Origin of the sequence: Ureibacillus suwonensis, assembly GCF_042655065.1 — a bacterium.
GTDB classification, from domain to species: Bacteria; Bacillota; Bacilli; order Bacillales_A; family Planococcaceae; genus Ureibacillus; species Ureibacillus suwonensis.
Window position 1 is genome coordinate 1 of sequence record NZ_JBHSNQ010000013.1, and the last position, 17,702, is coordinate 17,702.

Below are 17,702 nucleotides of genomic sequence, written 5' to 3' on the forward strand. Positions count from 1 at the left end.
AGTTGGATCTCTTGATTCTTGATGAATTGGGCTATATTCCATTGCATAAACAGGGGGCAGAGTTATTATTTCAAGTTATTTCCATGTGTTATGAAACCAAAAGCATCATTGTGACAACCAATTTACCTTTTAGCCAATGGAATAATGTCTTTGGCGATCCCATTTTAACAGAGGCCGTCATTGATCGGCTGATTCATCATTCTCATTTAATCATCTTCAATGGTGAAAGTCACCGATACAAAGACTCAATCTCTCAACGTTAACCATGGAATTTGGCAAGTGTATGTATGCATTTNGGCGGTTTACATGAAATCCATTCCCTGTTGCATCGGATGAGGGAATTAAGCGTGCAAGCCGCAAATGATACTTTGACAAAGGAAGACCGCCAATTAGTGCAAAATGAAATCGATCAATTGAAACAAAGTATAGACAATATTGCCAAAAATACAAATTTTAATGGAATCCACTTGTTGAACGTGAAGAAGGACCCTTCTTATTACGATCAATATTTCCAATCCATTGATGATGAACCGCTGATTCCTCCCATTGATGAGGAGGATTTGCCTGCCAATCTGGTGCCGATGCGGTTTTATCACATACGGCAAGAGGAACTCGGTATTAATATACTTTGGGATCACTATGGTGTCGAGTATAATGGGGACCTATTAGTCATTGTTGGACAAGATGGGGTCATCCGATATGACGGCACCAATTGGTCGAAAGGGGCTGTCCTGAAAAACATGGATGGCGATGAAATCACTCTTGGGTCGAACTACTTCAAGGATGTCGTGTGGGATGAAGATAACCGGCAATTTGTTGCGGTGAGTAATCAAGGAGGCGTTTTTGTCTCTGAGATGCTTACGAATGGAAACAAACCATTCCGGATATTGTGCTCGAAAGTCCGTATACAGGTATAGAAATTTCGAGCATTGCTTCGAATGGAAGTGCCTATGTCGCGGTTGGCTGGAAACAGACGGGCGCATACGGGAACAACTTGAAAATTTATATGACCATGTATTCTTCAACCGATTTGAAAACATGGGATGAAATGGCGGTCCCCAATGATGGGACGAATCGAAGAATAGTGGATGTCATATGGAATGAAGAAACCGATGAATTCTTTGTTTCCGGCACATCATTGACCGGCGTCTCAAGTGACGGGGTGATTTGGGAATTCCGCAAGCCTATATCTGGAACGTTTTCAAGTGTCGCGTATGGCAATGGAAAATATGTCGCCGTTACTGGTTATGGGACACTTGGCAAGATCTATTATTCCACGGATGGGATTAATTGGTCGGATGATACTGAATTTATAGGCCCTTCAATCACCAATTCTCCGTTAAATAAAGTTCGATGGACAGGTGGGCATTTTGTGATAGTTGGTTCAGAAACGTTGGGCCACGCAATTTCTTTGGATGGCGAAACCTGGATCCGTGTGCCTTCAAATTACTGGAATAACGGATTATATGACGTTGTCTCTATGGGGGATCATTTCATTGCGGTCGGAGATGCCGTTACCAATAATTCAGGGATTTATATCTCAGGACCCTATGATCTTGATTCTCCCGGCTCTCCTTCTGATGATGCAGACAGTGGCAGCGACTCGGGTTCTGAAGCGACTAAACAAAATTCTGTATTAGGTTTAATTTTACAAGTCGGCCCAAATTCGGGAAATGAATTTATTGTCGATTTGACGGATGCCACAACGGCGAGTTTAAGAGTTGATTCCGTTGATGTAAAGTCTAGGGATCATGCGAGTCAAGCAATTGGAAAAATAGATATTGCCATTCAAATCATCTCGGATGAGCGGGCAAAATTTGGGGTGTATCAAAATTCCCTGGACCATATCGCGAATAATGTAGTGAACTATAATGAAAATATGACCGCATCCGAATCCCGTATAAGGGATGCAGATATAGCAAGCGAAATGTTGAAACAAGTGAAATACAGCATTTTATCTCAGGCGGTGCAAGCCATGTTGGCCCAATCCAATCAACAATCTTCCGGGGTTTTAAATCTTCTTGGTTAGTCAGGTTCGGATATTTTAGGAGGTACTAGATTCATTAGTATCTCTTTTTTCTTTATGTAAAATGTCCGGAACAGAGGGGCTGGAACGACCATACATTACGGTTCATCCAATTACAGTATTAAGATTAAATATCTACAAAATACCAAAAATATGATAAAATGATAGTAAAATAATCGTAGTTCTTTATATGTGTGTTTAAAAGGGGAGTCGTATATGTCGTTTCAACTTAACGCTTACAAGGCGTACAAACAAAACAGTGTGAACACTGCATCTCCTGGGGAATTGACATTAATGCTTTACAACGGCTGCATTAAATTTTTAAATTTGGCGAAAAAGGCAATGGAAGAAAAAAACATTGAAGAGAAAAATACGAATCTTCAAAAAGCCCAAAATATCATTACGGAATTAATGGTTACGCTCAACATGGAATATGAAATATCCAAACAAATTTATCCATTATATGAATACATGAACCGCCGCCTGGTTGAAGCGAATATAAAAAACGACACCGAAATGGTGGATGAAGTGATTGGGCTGGCAACAGAGTTCCGCGATACTTGGAAAGAGGTCATCAAGCTGAACCGCCAACAGCAATTTCAAAATGTGCAACAAGTGTAGATCGCTTTGAAATATCCTGCGTGTTTCCTATTTCCCCATAAAAACGCTTTGCATCCTTCTGTTTGGCTGCAAGGCGTTTTTTAAAATCAGGAAAAATGGAAAGTTCCCTGATGCGCACCTTCGCATTTCCTGTATGTAAATTAGCGGAAAAAGGAAAGATGTTTCGACAATGCTCCAGGTATGGATCCAATCTTTTTATTAATATACAGTAATTTTTAGCAAAGGGTGTTTGTCCGTATGTACTTAGGGTATAAACGTTATAAGCACTGAAGGATTTCGGCAGTTGTATTCCGGTTGCGGATGACAGATCAATGGCGGTTGAAATCGGTCATGGAAGGGCATCTTTGTCCAATTTTCCTTGATTTATTCATTCCTTTTTTGGATTTTGAAAATTTGTCGAATTCCTAAAAACATCACATAAATTATAGAAGGAATTTGCAAACTTATGTAGAATATAATTTACATAGGGTAAGTAAAGGAGGAGTTTACATGCTAAACTTTAACATTCGTGGTGAAAACATTGAAGTAACTCCAGCAATACGTGAATACGTTATCAACAAAGTTCAGAAAATTGAAAAATATTTCAATGAAGGAGTTAACGCAACTGCCAATGTAAACTTGAAAGTATACAATGACAAGAAAGCGAAAGTGGAAGTAACAATTCCGTTGAAAAACTTAACGCTCCGTGCCGAAGAACGTCATGAAGATATGTATGCAGGAATTGACTTGATTGTAGATAAACTTGAACGTCAAATCCGAAAACATAAAACAAAAGTCAACCGCAAGCTCCGTGACCGTGAAGGTGTAGGCGTTTACTTCGCCGGCACTTCTGTTCCAAACAATCATGAAAACGGAAAAGAAGAAGAATTTGAAATCGTTCGTACAAAACAATTTGATTTGAAACCAATGGACGAAGACGAAGCCATCCTTCAAATGAACCTGCTCGGCCATGACTTCTATATTTACACTGATGCGGAAACAAACAGCACTAACATCGTTTACAGACGCAAGGACGGAAAATACGGCTTAATCGAAACAACTTAATTCTTTTCCCAAACCGAATCCAAGCTCTCTGCTGCATGTCAGCAGGGAGCTTTTTCACATTAACGATAATGCATCGGGGGGTTCAGAGAAGGGGTGTGACATGCTTTCACATAAGCTGCCGCAGTCATTACGGAGGCTCCTGAAGGTTGCGCTTCATACTTCCACACAAGCCGCCGCAGCACGTACAGCCGCCCCTGAAGGTTGCGCTTCATACTTCCACACAAGCCACCGCAAAATCGTACAGCGCTCCCCTGAAGGTTGTGCCACACTGCTGCACAAGCGCCGCAGCACGTACAGCCGCCCCTAAAGTTTTTGGGTTAGCCGCCCAAAATCGTATAGCATCCCCTAAAGTTTTTGGGTTAGCCCCCAAAATTCGTACAGCCCCTAAATATTATGTCTGCTCCCCCATGAAACACTTTTCCTTATCCCCGGCTTGAAATGGAGAAGTCCCCTTATCTGTTATTCTTCAAGTGATGACCAGTAGCTGCCCCCGTTCCGATGTTGCGATTCACCAAATAAATGCTTGAACCGACCAACATCATCCCGATAAACAAATTTTTCGTGATGGCTTCATCCAAAAAGATGGCACTGACGAAGACGGAGATGATCGGCACTAAAAACGTATAGGCGCCGACTTTGCTTGCTTCCCCTTCATTCATCAGTTTAAAATAAATCACTTGCCCCGCAGCCATTCCTGCCGTTCCGCCCCAAACGATGGTGCTGATCAAATCCACGTTCCAAACGATTGCATGGACGCCTTCAAAGAAGTACCCGGAAAGGAGAAGCGTTCCGCCGCCAAGGATCAATTGCATCACGACCATCCAATAGAAATCGATGCGGGTTTTTAATTTCTTGACAAAAATGACCCCGCTGGCCCAAGCAAGTGCCGTGGCAAGGGCGAGAATCACCCCGATGGCCGAGAGATGGATCATCAAGCCATCCATGCTCACCAGCACAATCCCGGTAAAGCCGAGCACCAGGCCTGCCATTTTGGCGATGGTCATCTGTTCATTCAAAAGCCACCAGGACAAAATGCCGAGCAGCACCGGCTGGATGTAGACAAGCACGGAAAACAGTCCCCCCGGCAAATACACCATCCCGACCGTTTGCAGGCCAAGGTAAAGGATATTATTTAAAATTGCCGAGATGACGTAAAACTTCCAATGTTCTTTGAACCGGATCAAATGCCGCGATTTCCACGCGAATATGAACAGGAGGATTCCCGCGATAAAGGAACGGATGCCGGCGAAGAGGAGCGGAGGCATAAATTGAACCCCATGTTTATAGATGGGCCAGCTCACACCCCAAATGATGATTAACAAGGCAAGAAGTATATAGGAAACGGATGGATTTTTCCTTTCTGACAATGGACAACCTTCTTCCGTAGCGTAGTGGCTTTGATGGGTGCCCATTAGTATATGTGGAAATTCCATGATTGGTGCCCTTTTGGAGATGCAGGCATTTGGCCTTTTCCTGCTTCCTCCATCTGACCTTATACAAATTGCCGGTTTTGAATATTTTCATCCATGCCATAAAAGAATTAAAATAAATTTAAAATTCTACTAGGGTTTGACAAAAGGAGCAAAAGTCATGACATTACCTAAAGCATGTACAGTGGCAGGAGCAGCGGCCCGCAGTGGTGCCGGCATCCAGGCGGATTTGAAAACCTTCCAGGAACTTGGGGTGTACGGGTTTACGGCCATCACCGCCATCAACGCCAAACATCCAAGCAAAGAACAAGGCTTGTTCATCCAGCCTTTAGATGCCATCGAAGCGCAACTTCTCATCATCAATGAACAAGAGGACATCGATGCATTGAAAACCGGCATGCTCTTTTCAAAGGAAATCATTGAATTGGTGGCAAATTGGCTGGAAACCGCTTCAATCGAAAACATCGTCGTCGATCCGGTGATGTTCGGGAAATTCGGCTCGCCACTCCTTGATTTTGATGCGATGGAAACGCTCAAAACGAAGCTGATTCCACAGGCGACCATCATTACGCCGAATATGCCGGAAGCCACTTATTTGCTCGGCGGCCAGGAAATCAACTCCATCGGGGATTTGCAGGACGCGGCAAGAGACCTTCTGCAGCTCGGTCCAAAATATGTGCTTGTGAAAGGCGGCCGTCTTGAAGGGCCGGCAGTGGACATTTTGTACGATGGGAATAAAATGATCCGATTGGAAGCCCCTCGAATTGATACCATCCATACTAATGGCGCAGGTTGTTCCTATTCGGCAGCCATCACGGCGGAACTGGCGAAAGGAAAACCGATTGAAGAAGCGGTGGCGAATGCCAAAAAGTTTGTCACAGCGGGCATCAAACGCTTCATTCCTTTCGAATATGCCCCTGGAATGATTGATCATCGCGCTTATAAGCTGTATGGGGAAGAGGAAGTGCGAATAACGGAAGTTTAATTGGTGAAAGGCAGTGTGTGTTGGTGTCCCGGCATAAACTGCTTTTCTTATTTGTGAGAATCCCCATTCCCCCAATCCATTTCCATTCATTTTCTCCCTTCCAATTTATTGTCTTTTGAGCAATAATAATTGTGGTTCATACTGTCATCTTTCTCCCGATTAAATCTGACAACTTCTTTAAAACAATGGCGCTTATTTGCACCAATATTCCACGAATGATAAAATGAAAGTTAAGACTGAATGGGAAGTGAAGATTTTCGATGGCAAATATTTTAAATAAATTATTCGATGTTAACAAAAAAGAATTGAAACGGTTGAATAAAATCGCGGATGAAGTGGATGCATTGGCTCCACAAATGGAAAAGCTTTCTGATGAAGAACTTCGCAATAAAACAGAGGAATTCAAAGCGCGTTATCAAAACGGTGAAAGTTTGGACGACTTGTTGCCTGAAGCTTTCGCTGTTTGCCGTGAAGCCGCGCGAAGAGTGCTCGGCTTGTACCCTTATCGCGTGCAAGTGATGGGGGCCGCGGTGTTGCATGACGGAAACATCGCTGAAATGAAAACCGGGGAAGGGAAAACATTGACTTCCACAATGGCTGTTTATTTGAATGCCCTTCCAGGCGAAGGTGTCCATGTGGTGACAGTCAATGAATACCTAGCAAAACGTGACGCCACAGAAATGGGCAAACTGTATGAATTTTTAGGTTTGACGGTTGGGCTCAACTTGAACAGCTTGACGAAAGAAGAAAAACGCGCGGCTTATGCAGCGGACATTACATACAGCACCAATAATGAACTTGGTTTCGACTATTTGCGCGACAACATGGTGCTTTATAAAGAGGATAAAGTGCAACGGCCATTAAACTTCGCCATTGTCGACGAGGTGGACTCCATCTTGATCGATGAAGCGAGAACACCGTTGATCATTTCCGGACATGCAGGGCGTTCCGCCAAACTTTATGTTCAGGCGAATGCTTTCGTCCGCATGCTCAAAAAAGATGAAGATTACACGTATGATGAAACGACAAAAACCGTTACACTTACGGAAAGCGGTATTACGAAAGCGGAAAAAGCGTTCGGTATCGACAACTTGTACGATTTGTCCCATGTCCGCTTGCTCCATGCCATCAACCAATCCTTGAAAGCCCATGTGGCGATGCACCGGGATGTGGACTATGTGGTGCAAGACGGGGAAGTCATCATCGTCGACAGCTTCACTGGCCGTTTGATGAAAGGACGCCGTTATTCCGACGGGCTTCATCAGGCGATTGAAGCGAAGGAAGGCGTGGAAATCCAAAACGAATCCATGACAATGGCAACGATTACCTTCCAAAACTACTTCCGTATGTACAAAAAATTGGCCGGTATGACCGGTACAGCGAAAACGGAAGAAGAGGAATTCCGCAATATCTACAATATGAACGTTGTGGTGATTCCGACAAACAAACCGGTTGCCCGTATCGACAAACCGGATCTCATTTATGCCACAATGAAAGGGAAATTTGAAGCGGTGGTCAGAGACATTGCGGAACGCCATGCCAAAGGGCAACCGGTGCTTGTGGGTACGGTGGCCATTGAAACTTCTGAAATCATTTCGGAGATGTTGAAAAAACATAAAATTCCGCATAACGTATTGAATGCGAAAAACCATGAACGGGAAGCGGAAATCATCGCCCAAGCCGGACAAAAAGGCGCCGTGACCATCGCGACCAACATGGCCGGCCGTGGTACGGACATCAAGCTCGGCGAAGGGGTCAAAGAGCTTGGCGGACTTGCGGTCATCGGGACAGAACGCCACGAATCCAGACGTATTGACAACCAGTTGCGCGGTCGTTCCGGACGTCAGGGGGATCCTGGGGTATCCCAATTCTATTTGTCCCTTGAAGATGATTTGATGCGCCGCTTCGGTTCCGACAGCATGAAAGCCATGATGACGAAATTGGGGATGGACGATTCCCAGCCGATCCAGTCAAGAATGGTGTCCAAAGCGGTGGAATCCGCCCAAAAACGCGTGGAAGGCAACAACTTTGATGCCCGTAAACGTTTGTTGCAATACGATGAAGTGTTGCGCCAACAACGGGAAGTGATTTACAAAGAGCGGAACGCGGTGTTGGAATCCGAAAACATGCGCGAACTGGTGGAAAACATGATCCGCGAATCCATCGAAAACATGGTGCATACGCATACGGCAGGCAATAAAGATGACTGGAACTTCAAGGCGATGGAAGATTATATCAAAGCCAATCTCCTCGATGAAGGCGAGATTACGGTGAACGATCTTCAAGATAAATCCCCTGAAGAAATGATCGAGTTTATTTACGATAAAGTGATTGAACGCTATAACGAAAAAGAACAAGAATTGACGCCTGAGCGCATGCGCGAGTTCGAGAAAGTCATCTTGCTCCGTTCCATCGATACGAAATGGATCGACCATATCGACGCAATGGACCAATTGCGTCAAGGTATCCACCTCCGCGCTTATGGACAAACAGATCCGTTGCGTGAGTATGAGCAAGAAGGTTTCGCGATGTTTGAAGATATGGTTGCCGCCATCCGCGAAGACGTGACAAGATATGCGATGAAAGCACAAATCCGCAGCAACTTGGAACGTGAAGAAGTGGCAAAAGGACAAGCGGTGAATCCGAAAGAAGACGGCGAAAAGCCGAAACGCCAACCAATCCGCAAAAAACAGGAAATCGGAAGAAATGACCCATGTCCATGCGGCAGCGGCAAAAAATATAAAAACTGCCATGGCGCAATATCCTAATGTGATTTTGCATAAGATGGGTTTGTGAAATTCAGGTTTTACGTACAATGGTATTTATCCAAAACCGTTGTCATCTTTCCGATGGCGCGGTTTTGTTTCGTGAGGATGTGCATGGCGGCGGGATGCCGCTATTGTTCCTATTCAAAATCAAATGGATAAATGGAGGAACTTTTATGGAATTATCAGATGTGAGAAACACGTTGGAAAATACAGCCGAAAAATTGGCGGATTTCAGGGGGTCTCTTTGACTTAGAAAACAAAGAAGCCCGCATTCAAGAGTTGGAAGAAATCATGATGATGCCGGATTTCTGGGATGATCAAAACAAAGCCCAAAGCATCATTAATGAAGTCAATAGTTTAAAATCCATCGTGAATGAACTGAATGATTTATCTTCCACTCAAGAAAATTTGGAAATGACCCTTGAACTGTTGAAAGAAGAGCCGGATGAAGATTTGCAGGCAGAGCTCGTCCAGGAGTTGAAAGAGTTCGAGGAAAGATTGGAAAACTTTGAGTTGCAGCTTTTATTAAGCGAACCATATGATAAAAACAATGCCATCCTGGAGCTTCACCCGGGAGCAGGCGGTACGGAATCCCAGGACTGGGCTTCCATGCTTCTCCGCATGTATACGCGTTGGGCGGAAAAACATGGCTTCAAAGTGGAGACGCTGGATTATCTTCCTGGGGATGAGGCCGGAATCAAATCGGTGACATTGCTCATTAAAGGCCATAACGCATACGGTTACTTGAAGGCGGAAAAAGGGGTGCATCGCCTCGTGCGCATTTCGCCTTTCGATGCAAACGGCCGCCGTCATACTTCTTTCGTTTCTTGCGAAGTGATGCCTGAGTTCAATAATGAAATTGAAATCGAAATCCGTCCGGAAGATTTGAAAATCGATACGTACCGTTCCACTGGTGCAGGCGGCCAGCACGTCAACACGACGGATTCCGCTGTCCGCATCACCCACATCCCGACAGGCATTGTGGTGTCTTGCCAGGCGGAACGTTCCCAAATCAAAAACCGCGAAAAAGCGATGAACATGTTGAAAGCGAAATTGTATCAATTGGAAATTGAAAAGCAGGAGCAAGAATTGGCCGCACTCCGCGGGGAGCAAAAGGAAATCGGATGGGGCTCCCAAATCCGTTCATATGTGTTCCATCCATATTCCATGGTAAAAGACCACCGCACGAATGTGGAGACCGGAAACGTCCAAGCGGTGATGGATGGCGAGATTGACATGTTTATTAACGCATATTTGCGCTCCCAAATCGCATCGAAAAAATAATGGATGGTTGAAAGCGTGCAGAATCAATGGATGGTTCTGCACGTTTTTTTGTTTGAATAGGAGCCAATTTTGGCGAAGCACATTGAAAGATGTTATTTGTGCAAGTGGTGATGGGATTTGAGGTGCTATCCGAGCAAGCAGAGGTGCTATCCGAGCAAGCAGAGGAGTTATCCGGGCAAGTAGGGGAGTTATCCAGGCAAGTCGAGGAGTTATCCGAGCAAGCAGAGGTGCTATCCGCGCAAGTGAAATATGCATTGGCAGGAGTTGAGAGTGAATCTGCACGAAACGCTCCCCCATAAATGCCCTTCATCCCCCAATCCCCCTTCATCCTCACTAAATAAACCATCATCTAACCCCATTTAGGCAGCATCCACACCAATAATGGATTTTATCCCCACAAAGTGGCCTCCCATAGTTCAAAACCGCACCCTCCATTTAAAAAAGAAAAAAGCTGCCAAAAAGTCGATATCAATCCACTTTCAGGCAGCCATTTCATATGAACACGGAGCCCACCCTTTTTACAGGGGGAAGATTGGGTGAGCTCCGAATCACACCCTCTTCAGAAAGTTATGTATTTTGATCAAATTTGCTTCTCCCCAACAAATCCACAATTGCATTTTTCATGGAATATGTTCTATAATAGAAATAGAACATTTGTTCCTATCCAAAGATTTTTATCAGGGAGGAATTTGTATGGCGCACATCCCGATTGAAGCTGTGCCGTATTTGGAATCAGCCATTTATTTGCCGATGTTGCTCATCGTGTTGGAAAAAGATTATGAACTTATAGAGAAAGGTCCGTTTAAATTAAAGCGGCCGTATGTACACTTGATTGAAGAAGCCAAAAAGTTGGCCGAGAAAGATTTGCAAAACACCAAATCCTATTTGAAAAAGAATTCTTTAAAGGTCGTTCAAGGGAAAAGGGACGACCTGTTCACAGAATACCTGTTTTATTACAAGCAGGTTTCCGAAGTCAGAAGGTATTCCAATATCCGGTTGCGAAATCGTGTTGAGGAATTGTTGAATGATTATTTGTCATCATCCGGGTCATCCAGAAAATCCAGTTCCCTTTGAAAAAGCTTTCTCTGTTTTAACGCATATTTTAGAAGCATTGTGGCACATGCGTATTGTGCGCAGAAAGAAGTGTAGTGGATGGGCAATTCGATTTCCACTTCATTTTTTAAAGTGATGATGGTGCCATCTTTGCCTTTTCGGATGTTAATAATCGCATGTTGCGCAATCCAAATATTTTTTGAAGAAGAGGGTGATAGGACCGGTAAAAAGACGTATGGTTGATCATAAGACAAAACGATTGGAACTTTATGTTTCCCCTTCCCCAAAAACCTTTTTGAAAAGTCCATAGACGCTTTGTAAGTGGTGCCCAGCTTTCTGAAAGTGTCATTGAGGAGTTTCAGCGGTTTCTTATCGATGTAAAAAATTTCGAATTTGTCATAGACCCGTGAACAAGATTTGCCGTTATACTCGACAGGTTCTACGACATACGTATTAGGAGTAATGTAATACCAATCGAAATCTTTCAAATCAGCCATTTTTTTCACCCTTTCTAAAAATATGGTAATTTGGTAGTTCTAATATCATAATAATAGGAAAGTGCTAGAAAATCAATACAAATTTTTGAAAATACAGAATAAACTGAAAAACGATATTTCAACCCGTTTTTGCGACCAAAATCAAAATTTCGGCATTCCATTTCGCATAATGATGCGGAAAATCAAAAAGTGAATTCATGCACATATATGCTTTTTTACACATAATAAAAAGGAAAAAGAAAGTAGAAATGACTAAAATTATACTGCAAGAGTTTTATTTTTCTAAAAATATTGAAAATTCACACCCGATTTTTTATAATAGAAAAAAGGAATCGGGGTGATATCGATGGATAAAAATAATTTTTACGCAAACTTCTCTAGTGCAGCAGGGTCAAATCCAGCAGTAAACGATTCTGAAAAATTGTTGAACGAAATTTACGTAGACTTGTTCTTGAACCGATTACAAAGATTACATCGGATTGAACAATTAAGGGATTTCATCGATCAGGCGTTGGATGAAAGAAATGAAGAAGCGTTCCATAAATATGCGAAGGAATTGAATGAGTTGCAGGAGTCACTGAACTGAGCCACCACTATCCATATAAAAAAAGCCGCCTTTTGCACAAGCTTATACAAGCATGCAAAAGGCGGCATTTTTTGTGCCTGTAAACACGTTTTTCAGAATGTACGTTCGCGAAATGAATGATATTTACAGTAGGATATGCTAAAATATTCATACGACATATTGGGAAAGGACGAGTGAAATATGGCCGATACTTTTGAATTGCACGCTCCCTATCAGCCGAGTGGCGATCAGCCAAAAGCGATTGCCCAGCTTGTTCAAGGCATCCGGGAAGGCAAAAAGCATCAAACGCTGCTCGGTGCGACAGGAACGGGGAAAACCTTCACCATTTCGAACGTCATCCAGGAAGTCAATAAACCGACGTTGGTCATTGCCCATAACAAGACCCTCGCCGGACAACTATACAGCGAATTCAAACAGTTTTTCCCGAACAATGCAGTGGAATATTTCGTCAGCTACTACGACTACTATCAACCGGAAGCGTATGTGCCGCAATCGGATACATACATCGAAAAAGATGCCAGTATCAACGACGAGATTGATAAACTGCGCCACTCCGCCACAAGCGCGTTGTTTGAAAGAAGAGATGTCATCATTGTGGCATCCGTTTCCTGCATTTACGGTTTAGGGGATCCGGACGAGTACCGCGAGATGGTGGTGTCCATCCGAAAAGGGATGGAAATCGAGCGGAATCAGCTGCTCCGCCGGTTAGTGGACATCCAGTACGAAAGAAATGATGTGAACTTCCAGCGTGGTACGTTCCGGGTGCGCGGGGACGTAGTGGAAATCTTCCCGGCTTCCCGGGATGAACATTGCATCCGCATCGAATTTTTCGGGGATGAAGTCGACCGTATCCGGGAAGTGGATGCATTGACCGGAGAAATCATCGGGGACCGCAATCACGTCGCCATCTACCCGGCTTCCCACTTCGTTACAAGAGAAGACAAAATGAAAAAGGCCATTGAAAACATCGAGAAAGAGTTGGAAGAACAACTGGAAAAATTCAGAGCGGAAGGAAAACTCCTGGAAGCGCAACGTTTGGAACAGCGCACAAAATACGACTTGGAAATGATGCGGGAAATGGGCTACTGCTCCGGCATCGAAAACTATTCCCGCCACTTGACATTGCGGGAACCGGGAGCCACTCCGTACACGTTGCTGGATTATTTCCCGGATGATTTCTTGATTGTTGTGGATGAAAGCCACGTGACATTGCCGCAAATCCGGGGCATGTATAACGGCGACCAGGCCCGGAAACAAGTGTTGGTGGATTACGGTTTCCGATTGCCTTCAGCCCTTGACAACCGCCCGTTGAAATTTGAGGAATTTGAACAGCATATCCATCAAGCCATTTATGTATCCGCAACGCCTGGACCGTATGAGAAAGAGCATTGTCCGGAAATGATTGAACAAATCATCCGGCCGACGGGACTGCTTGATCCGACGGTTGACGTCCGTCCAATTGAAGGCCAAATTGATGATTTGGTGGATGAAATTCAAAAGCGGACGAAGAAAAATGAACGGGTGCTTGTGACCACATTGACGAAAAAAATGGCGGAAGATTTGACGGATTATTTGAAGGAAATGGGCATCAAAGTGGCCTATCTTCACTCTGAAATCAAAACCCTTGAGCGGATCGAAATCATTCGCGAATTGAGAAAAGGGACTTATGATGTGCTTGTCGGCATCAACTTGCTGCGGGAAGGATTGGATATTCCGGAAGTATCATTGATCGCGATTCTGGATGCGGATAAAGAAGGGTTCCTGCGCTCGGAAACATCCTTGATCCAAACGATTGGGCGCGCAGCCCGGAACGCCAATGGCCATGTCATCATGTATGCCGATACCATCACGGATTCGATGAGAAAAGCCATTGAAGAAACGAAACGCCGCCGTTCCATTCAGGAAGCTTATAATAAGGAACATGGCATCACACCAAAAACGATCCGAAAAGAAATTCCGGAACTGATCCGCGCAACCCATGCGGCGGAAGAGGAAGAAAAATATATTACAAAAGTGACAAAAGGCAAGAAATTGACGAAATCCGAATTGGAAAAATTAATTGAAGCATTGGAGAAAGAAATGAAAGAAGCTGCCAAGGCGCTGGACTTCGAACGGGCAGCGGAATTGCGGGATACCATTTTTGAATTGAAATCAGAGATGTGACAGAATGGTCCGGTCAAAAAGAACAAGGGGGAAGGGAAATCCCCCGCTACTCGAAAACAGAAAGGTGACGAATGTGGAAAATAAGCAAATCGTCGTGCGAGGTGCACGTTCCCATAACTTGAAAAATATTGATGTAACGATTCCCCGGGACAAGCTTGTCGTGTTGACGGGCCTTTCCGGTTCCGGGAAATCTTCTTTGGCCTTTGATACGATTTACGCGGAAGGGCAACGTAGATATGTGGAGTCTTTGTCCAGCTATGCCCGCCAGTTTTTGGGACAAATGGACAAGCCGGATGTGGATTCCATAGAAGGGTTGTCCCCGGCGATTTCCATCGACCAGAAAACGACAAGCCGCAACCCCCGTTCAACGGTGGGGACGGTAACGGAAATTTACGACTACTTGCGCTTGTTGTTTGCCCGCATCGGGAAGCCGGTCTGCCCGACTCATGGAATTGAAATTACATCCCAAACGATTGAACAAATGGTGGACCGCATTATGGAATATCCGGAGCGGACAAAGGTGCAGCTGTTGGCGCCGGTGGTTTCCGGGAAAAAGGGAACGCATGCGAAGCTTTTGGAAGATTTGAAAAAACAGGGCTATGTCCGTGTCCGCGTCGATGGGGAACTGCGTGACTTGGATGATAACATTGAACTGGATAAAAATAAAAAGCACAACATCGAAGTGGTGGTGGACCGCATCATCATCAAAGAAGGCGTTGAAGCGCGGTTGAGCGATTCGTTGGAGACGGCGCTGAAACTTGCCGATGGACGGGTCGTCGTGGATGTGATGGAGCATGAGGAATTGTTGTTCAGCGAGCACCATGCGTGCCCCATCTGCGGATTTTCCATTGGGGAACTGGAACCGCGCATGTTCTCCTTCAACAGTCCATTCGGGGCATGTCCGGAGTGCGATGGACTTGGCTCCAAATTAAAAGTGGACATCGATTTGGTGATTCCCGATTGGAATAAAACCCTTGAAGAAAATGCCATCGCGCCATGGGAACCGACAAGCTCCCAATACTACCCGCAGTTGCTGAAAGCGGTGTGCAGCCATTACAACATTCCGATGGACGTGCCGGTATCCCAATTGCCGAAGGAACAATTGGACATCATTTTATATGGTTCGAACGGGGAAAAAATCCATTTCTATTACGAAAGCGAATATGGCAGCGTCCACAATAAAGATATTGTCTTTGAAGGCGTCGTGCACAACATCGAACGCCGCTACCGGGATTCCACATCCGATTGGGTGCGGGAGACGATGGAAAAATTCATGACGGAGCAGAAATGTTCAACCTGCAAGGGGCAACGGTTAAAACCGGAAAGCCTCGCCGTCAAAATTGACGGAAAAAATATTTCGGAAGTGACGGATTTATCCGTTGCGGAACTGTATCAATACTTTTCCGATATTCAATTATCGGATAAGGACATGCAAATCGCCCGTTTGATTTTGAAAGAAATCAAGGACCGCCTGGAGTTTTTATTGAATGTCGGTTTGGAATATTTGACATTGAGCCGCACAGCCGGAACGTTATCCGGGGGAGAAGCCCAGCGCATCCGTTTGGCGACCCAAATCGGCTCACGGCTCACAGGGGTATTGTATGTGCTGGACGAGCCATCAATCGGATTGCATCAGCGGGATAATGACAAATTGATCCATACGTTGCAACAAATGCGGGATCTTGGCAATACGTTGCTTGTGGTGGAACATGATGAAGATACGATGCTTGCGGCGGATTATTTGATCGATGTCGGTCCCGGAGCCGGTTCCCGCGGCGGGGAAATAGTGGCAGCCGGAACGCCGGAAGAAGTGATGAATAATGAAAAATCCATCACAGGGCAATATTTGAGCGGCAAGAAATTCATCCCACTGCCCCGCGACCGGAAAAAACCGGATGGCCGTAAAATTACGATTAAAGGCGCCGCGGAAAATAATCTGAAAAACATCAAAGTGGACATTCCATTGGGCATGTTTGTGGCGGTGACCGGTGTATCCGGCTCCGGAAAATCCACATTGGTGAATGAGATTTTATACAAAAAACTGGCCCATGAATTGAATGGGGCAAGAACAAAACCGGGGAAACATAAGGAAATCACCGGCCTTGAACATTTGGACAAAGTGATCGACATCGACCAGTCGCCAATCGGACGCACGCCCCGTTCCAACCCGGCCACATATACAGGCGTATTTGATGACATCCGCGAAGTGTTTGCTTCAACGAATGAAGCGAAAGTGCGCGGCTATAAGAAAGGCCGATTCAGCTTCAACATCAAAGGCGGACGGTGCGAAGCCTGCTCCGGCGATGGCATCATCAAAATCGAAATGCACTTCTTGCCGGATGTGTACGTTCCATGTGAAGTCTGCCATGGAAAACGGTACAACCGCGAAACGTTGGAAGTGAAATACAAAGGCAAAAACATTGCCGATGTATTGGATATGACCATTGAAGAAGCGACGGAGTTTTTTGAAAACATTCCAAAAATCCACCGGAAGCTTCAAACATTGGTGGATGTCGGGCTCGGTTATATGAAATTGGGACAGCCTGCCACAACCTTGTCCGGTGGGGAAGCGCAGCGGGTGAAGCTGGCTTCTGAATTGCATCGCCGCTCAACAGGAAAATCCTTCTATATCTTGGACGAGCCGACGACCGGACTTCATACGGACGACATTGCAAGACTGCTTTCGGTGTTGCAGCGCCTGGTGGAAAATGGTGACACAGTGCTAGTGATTGAGCATAACTTGGACGTGATCAAAACGGTGGATTATATTATCGACTTGGGTCCGGAAGGCGGGGACAAAGGCGGCACGGTGGTCGCAACAGGCACGCCTGAAGAAGTGGCCGAGCATGAGAATTCGTATACCGGCCGCTACTTGAAACCGATTTTGGAACGGGATCGCAAACGGATGGAAAAGCTGTTGGCCCAAGCCGCGGATAAGTAAGCAGTAGAAAATAGTAGCACGCAGAACGGTGCTACTATTTTTTATTTGTATAAAAGAAAAATATTTATTTTGAAGATGCACTCATTTCGGGAAGGTGAAATTTTTCCCCTAGGCGATTATCCTTCCAAATGTGGCGATAAAATTCATCCCCTAGGCGAAAAAATATTCCACTTCGGCGATGATTGCATTGAAGAAGGGAAATGTTTTCTTTTCCCAAACACCCATCAAACTGACATGGTCTTATTATTAATAATTGACACTTTTATAGATGTCAATCTTCTGCTAATGTAATGATAAATTTCAT

At 44.8% G+C, this 17,702-nt stretch carries 17 protein-coding genes; 14 read left to right on the forward strand and 3 right to left on the reverse strand.

Annotation, left to right across the window (positions count from 1 at the left end; translation table 11 throughout):
* The 5 genes from ACFPOH_RS01190 to hpf all read left to right on the forward strand — a co-directional run.
* Positions 1-263, forward strand: a 263-nt coding sequence (locus tag ACFPOH_RS01190; protein ID WP_390308636.1) for an ATP-binding protein, incomplete at its 5' end; no start/stop codon positions are given.
* 24 nt (positions 264-287) lie between these two features.
* Entirely contained in the window at positions 288-917 is a 630-nt protein-coding gene (locus ACFPOH_RS01195; RefSeq protein WP_390308637.1) for a flagellin, read from the forward strand.
* On the forward strand, positions 890-2,029 hold the full coding sequence (locus ACFPOH_RS01200) for a flagellin (RefSeq protein ID WP_390308638.1): 1,140 nt from the start codon (positions 890-892) through the stop codon (positions 2,027-2,029). The genes ACFPOH_RS01195 and ACFPOH_RS01200 overlap by 28 nt, the downstream gene beginning before the upstream one ends.
* A 213-nt stretch (positions 2,030-2,242) precedes the next feature.
* On the forward strand, positions 2,243-2,647 hold the full coding sequence (gene fliS, locus ACFPOH_RS01205; protein WP_342470147.1) for a flagellar export chaperone FliS: 405 nt from the start codon (positions 2,243-2,245) through the stop codon (positions 2,645-2,647).
* A gap of 489 nt (positions 2,648-3,136) precedes the next feature.
* Entirely contained in the window at positions 3,137-3,691 is a 555-nt protein-coding gene (hpf, locus tag ACFPOH_RS01210; protein WP_342581032.1) for a ribosome hibernation-promoting factor, HPF/YfiA family, read from the forward strand.
* Positions 3,692-3,844: 153 nt separating this feature from the next.
* On the opposite strand, the gene ACFPOH_RS01215 is transcribed toward hpf, so the two are convergent.
* Positions 3,845-3,982, reverse strand: a complete 138-nt coding sequence (locus ACFPOH_RS01215) for a hypothetical protein (RefSeq protein WP_342581033.1) — start codon at positions 3,980-3,982, stop codon at positions 3,845-3,847.
* A gap of 161 nt (positions 3,983-4,143) precedes the next feature.
* Positions 4,144-5,124: a DMT family transporter gene (locus tag ACFPOH_RS01220; RefSeq protein ID WP_342470145.1), complete on the reverse strand. Its 981-nt coding sequence runs from the start codon at positions 5,122-5,124 to the stop codon at positions 4,144-4,146.
* 157 nt (positions 5,125-5,281) lie between these two features.
* Here ACFPOH_RS01220 and thiD point away from each other — a divergent pair, with 157 nt between their 5' ends.
* From thiD to ACFPOH_RS01250, 6 genes are all read left to right on the forward strand, one after another.
* A complete protein-coding gene (gene thiD, locus ACFPOH_RS01225) occupies positions 5,282-6,106 on the forward strand; it encodes a bifunctional hydroxymethylpyrimidine kinase/phosphomethylpyrimidine kinase (protein WP_390308639.1) in 825 nt (274 codons plus the stop codon).
* 260 nt (positions 6,107-6,366) lie between these two features.
* Entirely contained in the window at positions 6,367-8,874 is a 2,508-nt protein-coding gene (gene secA, locus ACFPOH_RS01230) for a preprotein translocase subunit SecA (RefSeq protein WP_342581034.1), read from the forward strand.
* A gap of 47 nt (positions 8,875-8,921) precedes the next feature.
* Positions 8,922-9,122, forward strand: coding sequence for a hypothetical protein (locus ACFPOH_RS01235; RefSeq protein ID WP_390308661.1), 201 nt, complete (start codon positions 8,922-8,924; stop codon positions 9,120-9,122).
* Positions 9,048-10,158 (forward strand): peptide chain release factor 2 gene (gene prfB / locus ACFPOH_RS01240; RefSeq protein WP_342470142.1). Its coding sequence is split into 2 segments (ribosomal slippage): positions 9,048-9,119 and positions 9,121-10,158, totalling 1,110 coding nucleotides; the frame shifts between segments, so codons are not numbered across the junction. Before ACFPOH_RS01235 ends, prfB begins: the two co-directional genes overlap by 75 nt.
* 89 nt (positions 10,159-10,247) lie before the next feature.
* Positions 10,248-10,457, forward strand: a complete 210-nt coding sequence (locus ACFPOH_RS01245; RefSeq protein ID WP_390308640.1) for an MbeD/MobD family mobilization/exclusion family protein — start codon at positions 10,248-10,250, stop codon at positions 10,455-10,457.
* A gap of 394 nt (positions 10,458-10,851) precedes the next feature.
* Positions 10,852-11,232 (forward strand): YhjD family protein, encoded by a 381-nt coding sequence (locus ACFPOH_RS01250; RefSeq protein WP_342470140.1) that lies wholly within the window; start codon positions 10,852-10,854, stop codon positions 11,230-11,232.
* On the opposite strand, the gene ACFPOH_RS01255 is transcribed toward ACFPOH_RS01250, so the two are convergent.
* Positions 11,187-11,708, reverse strand: a complete 522-nt coding sequence (locus tag ACFPOH_RS01255) for a competence protein ComK (RefSeq protein ID WP_342470139.1) — start codon at positions 11,706-11,708, stop codon at positions 11,187-11,189. The genes ACFPOH_RS01250 and ACFPOH_RS01255 overlap by 46 nt on opposite strands.
* 346 nt (positions 11,709-12,054) lie before the next feature.
* Between ACFPOH_RS01255 and ACFPOH_RS01260 the strand changes: the two genes are divergently transcribed.
* From ACFPOH_RS01260 to uvrA, 3 genes are all read left to right on the forward strand, one after another.
* Positions 12,055-12,294 (forward strand): IDEAL domain-containing protein, encoded by a 240-nt coding sequence (locus ACFPOH_RS01260; protein ID WP_342581036.1) that lies wholly within the window; start codon positions 12,055-12,057, stop codon positions 12,292-12,294.
* Between the two features lie 180 nt (positions 12,295-12,474).
* Positions 12,475-14,457: an excinuclease ABC subunit UvrB gene (gene uvrB, locus ACFPOH_RS01265; protein WP_342470137.1), complete on the forward strand. Its 1,983-nt coding sequence runs from the start codon at positions 12,475-12,477 to the stop codon at positions 14,455-14,457.
* Between the two features lie 73 nt (positions 14,458-14,530).
* On the forward strand, positions 14,531-17,398 hold the full coding sequence (gene uvrA / locus ACFPOH_RS01270; protein WP_342581037.1) for an excinuclease ABC subunit UvrA: 2,868 nt from the start codon (positions 14,531-14,533) through the stop codon (positions 17,396-17,398).
* Positions 17,399-17,702 lie beyond the last annotated feature (304 nt).

What these genes read in the sequence shown, in the direction of transcription:
- fliS (WP_342470147.1), top strand. Translation starts at nt 2,243, where the DNA reads ATGTCGTTTCAACTTAACGCTTACAAGGCGTACAAACAAAACAGTGTG.
- hpf (WP_342581032.1), top strand. Translation starts at nt 3,137, where the DNA reads ATGCTAAACTTTAACATTCGTGGTGAAAACATTGAAGTAACTCCAGCA.
- ACFPOH_RS01220 (WP_342470145.1), bottom strand. Translation starts at nt 5,124, where the DNA reads ATGGAATTTCCACATATACTAATGGGCACCCATCAAAGCCACTACGCT.
- thiD (WP_390308639.1), top strand. Translation starts at nt 5,282, where the DNA reads ATGACATTACCTAAAGCATGTACAGTGGCAGGAGCAGCGGCCCGCAGT.
- secA (WP_342581034.1), top strand. Translation starts at nt 6,367, where the DNA reads ATGGCAAATATTTTAAATAAATTATTCGATGTTAACAAAAAAGAATTG.
- ACFPOH_RS01235 (WP_390308661.1), top strand. Translation starts at nt 8,922, where the DNA reads ATGGTATTTATCCAAAACCGTTGTCATCTTTCCGATGGCGCGGTTTTG.
- ACFPOH_RS01245 (WP_390308640.1), top strand. Translation starts at nt 10,248, where the DNA reads ATGTTATTTGTGCAAGTGGTGATGGGATTTGAGGTGCTATCCGAGCAA.
- ACFPOH_RS01250 (WP_342470140.1), top strand. Translation starts at nt 10,852, where the DNA reads ATGGCGCACATCCCGATTGAAGCTGTGCCGTATTTGGAATCAGCCATT.
- ACFPOH_RS01255 (WP_342470139.1), bottom strand. Translation starts at nt 11,708, where the DNA reads ATGGCTGATTTGAAAGATTTCGATTGGTATTACATTACTCCTAATACG.
- ACFPOH_RS01260 (WP_342581036.1), top strand. Translation starts at nt 12,055, where the DNA reads ATGGATAAAAATAATTTTTACGCAAACTTCTCTAGTGCAGCAGGGTCA.
- uvrB (WP_342470137.1), top strand. Translation starts at nt 12,475, where the DNA reads ATGGCCGATACTTTTGAATTGCACGCTCCCTATCAGCCGAGTGGCGAT.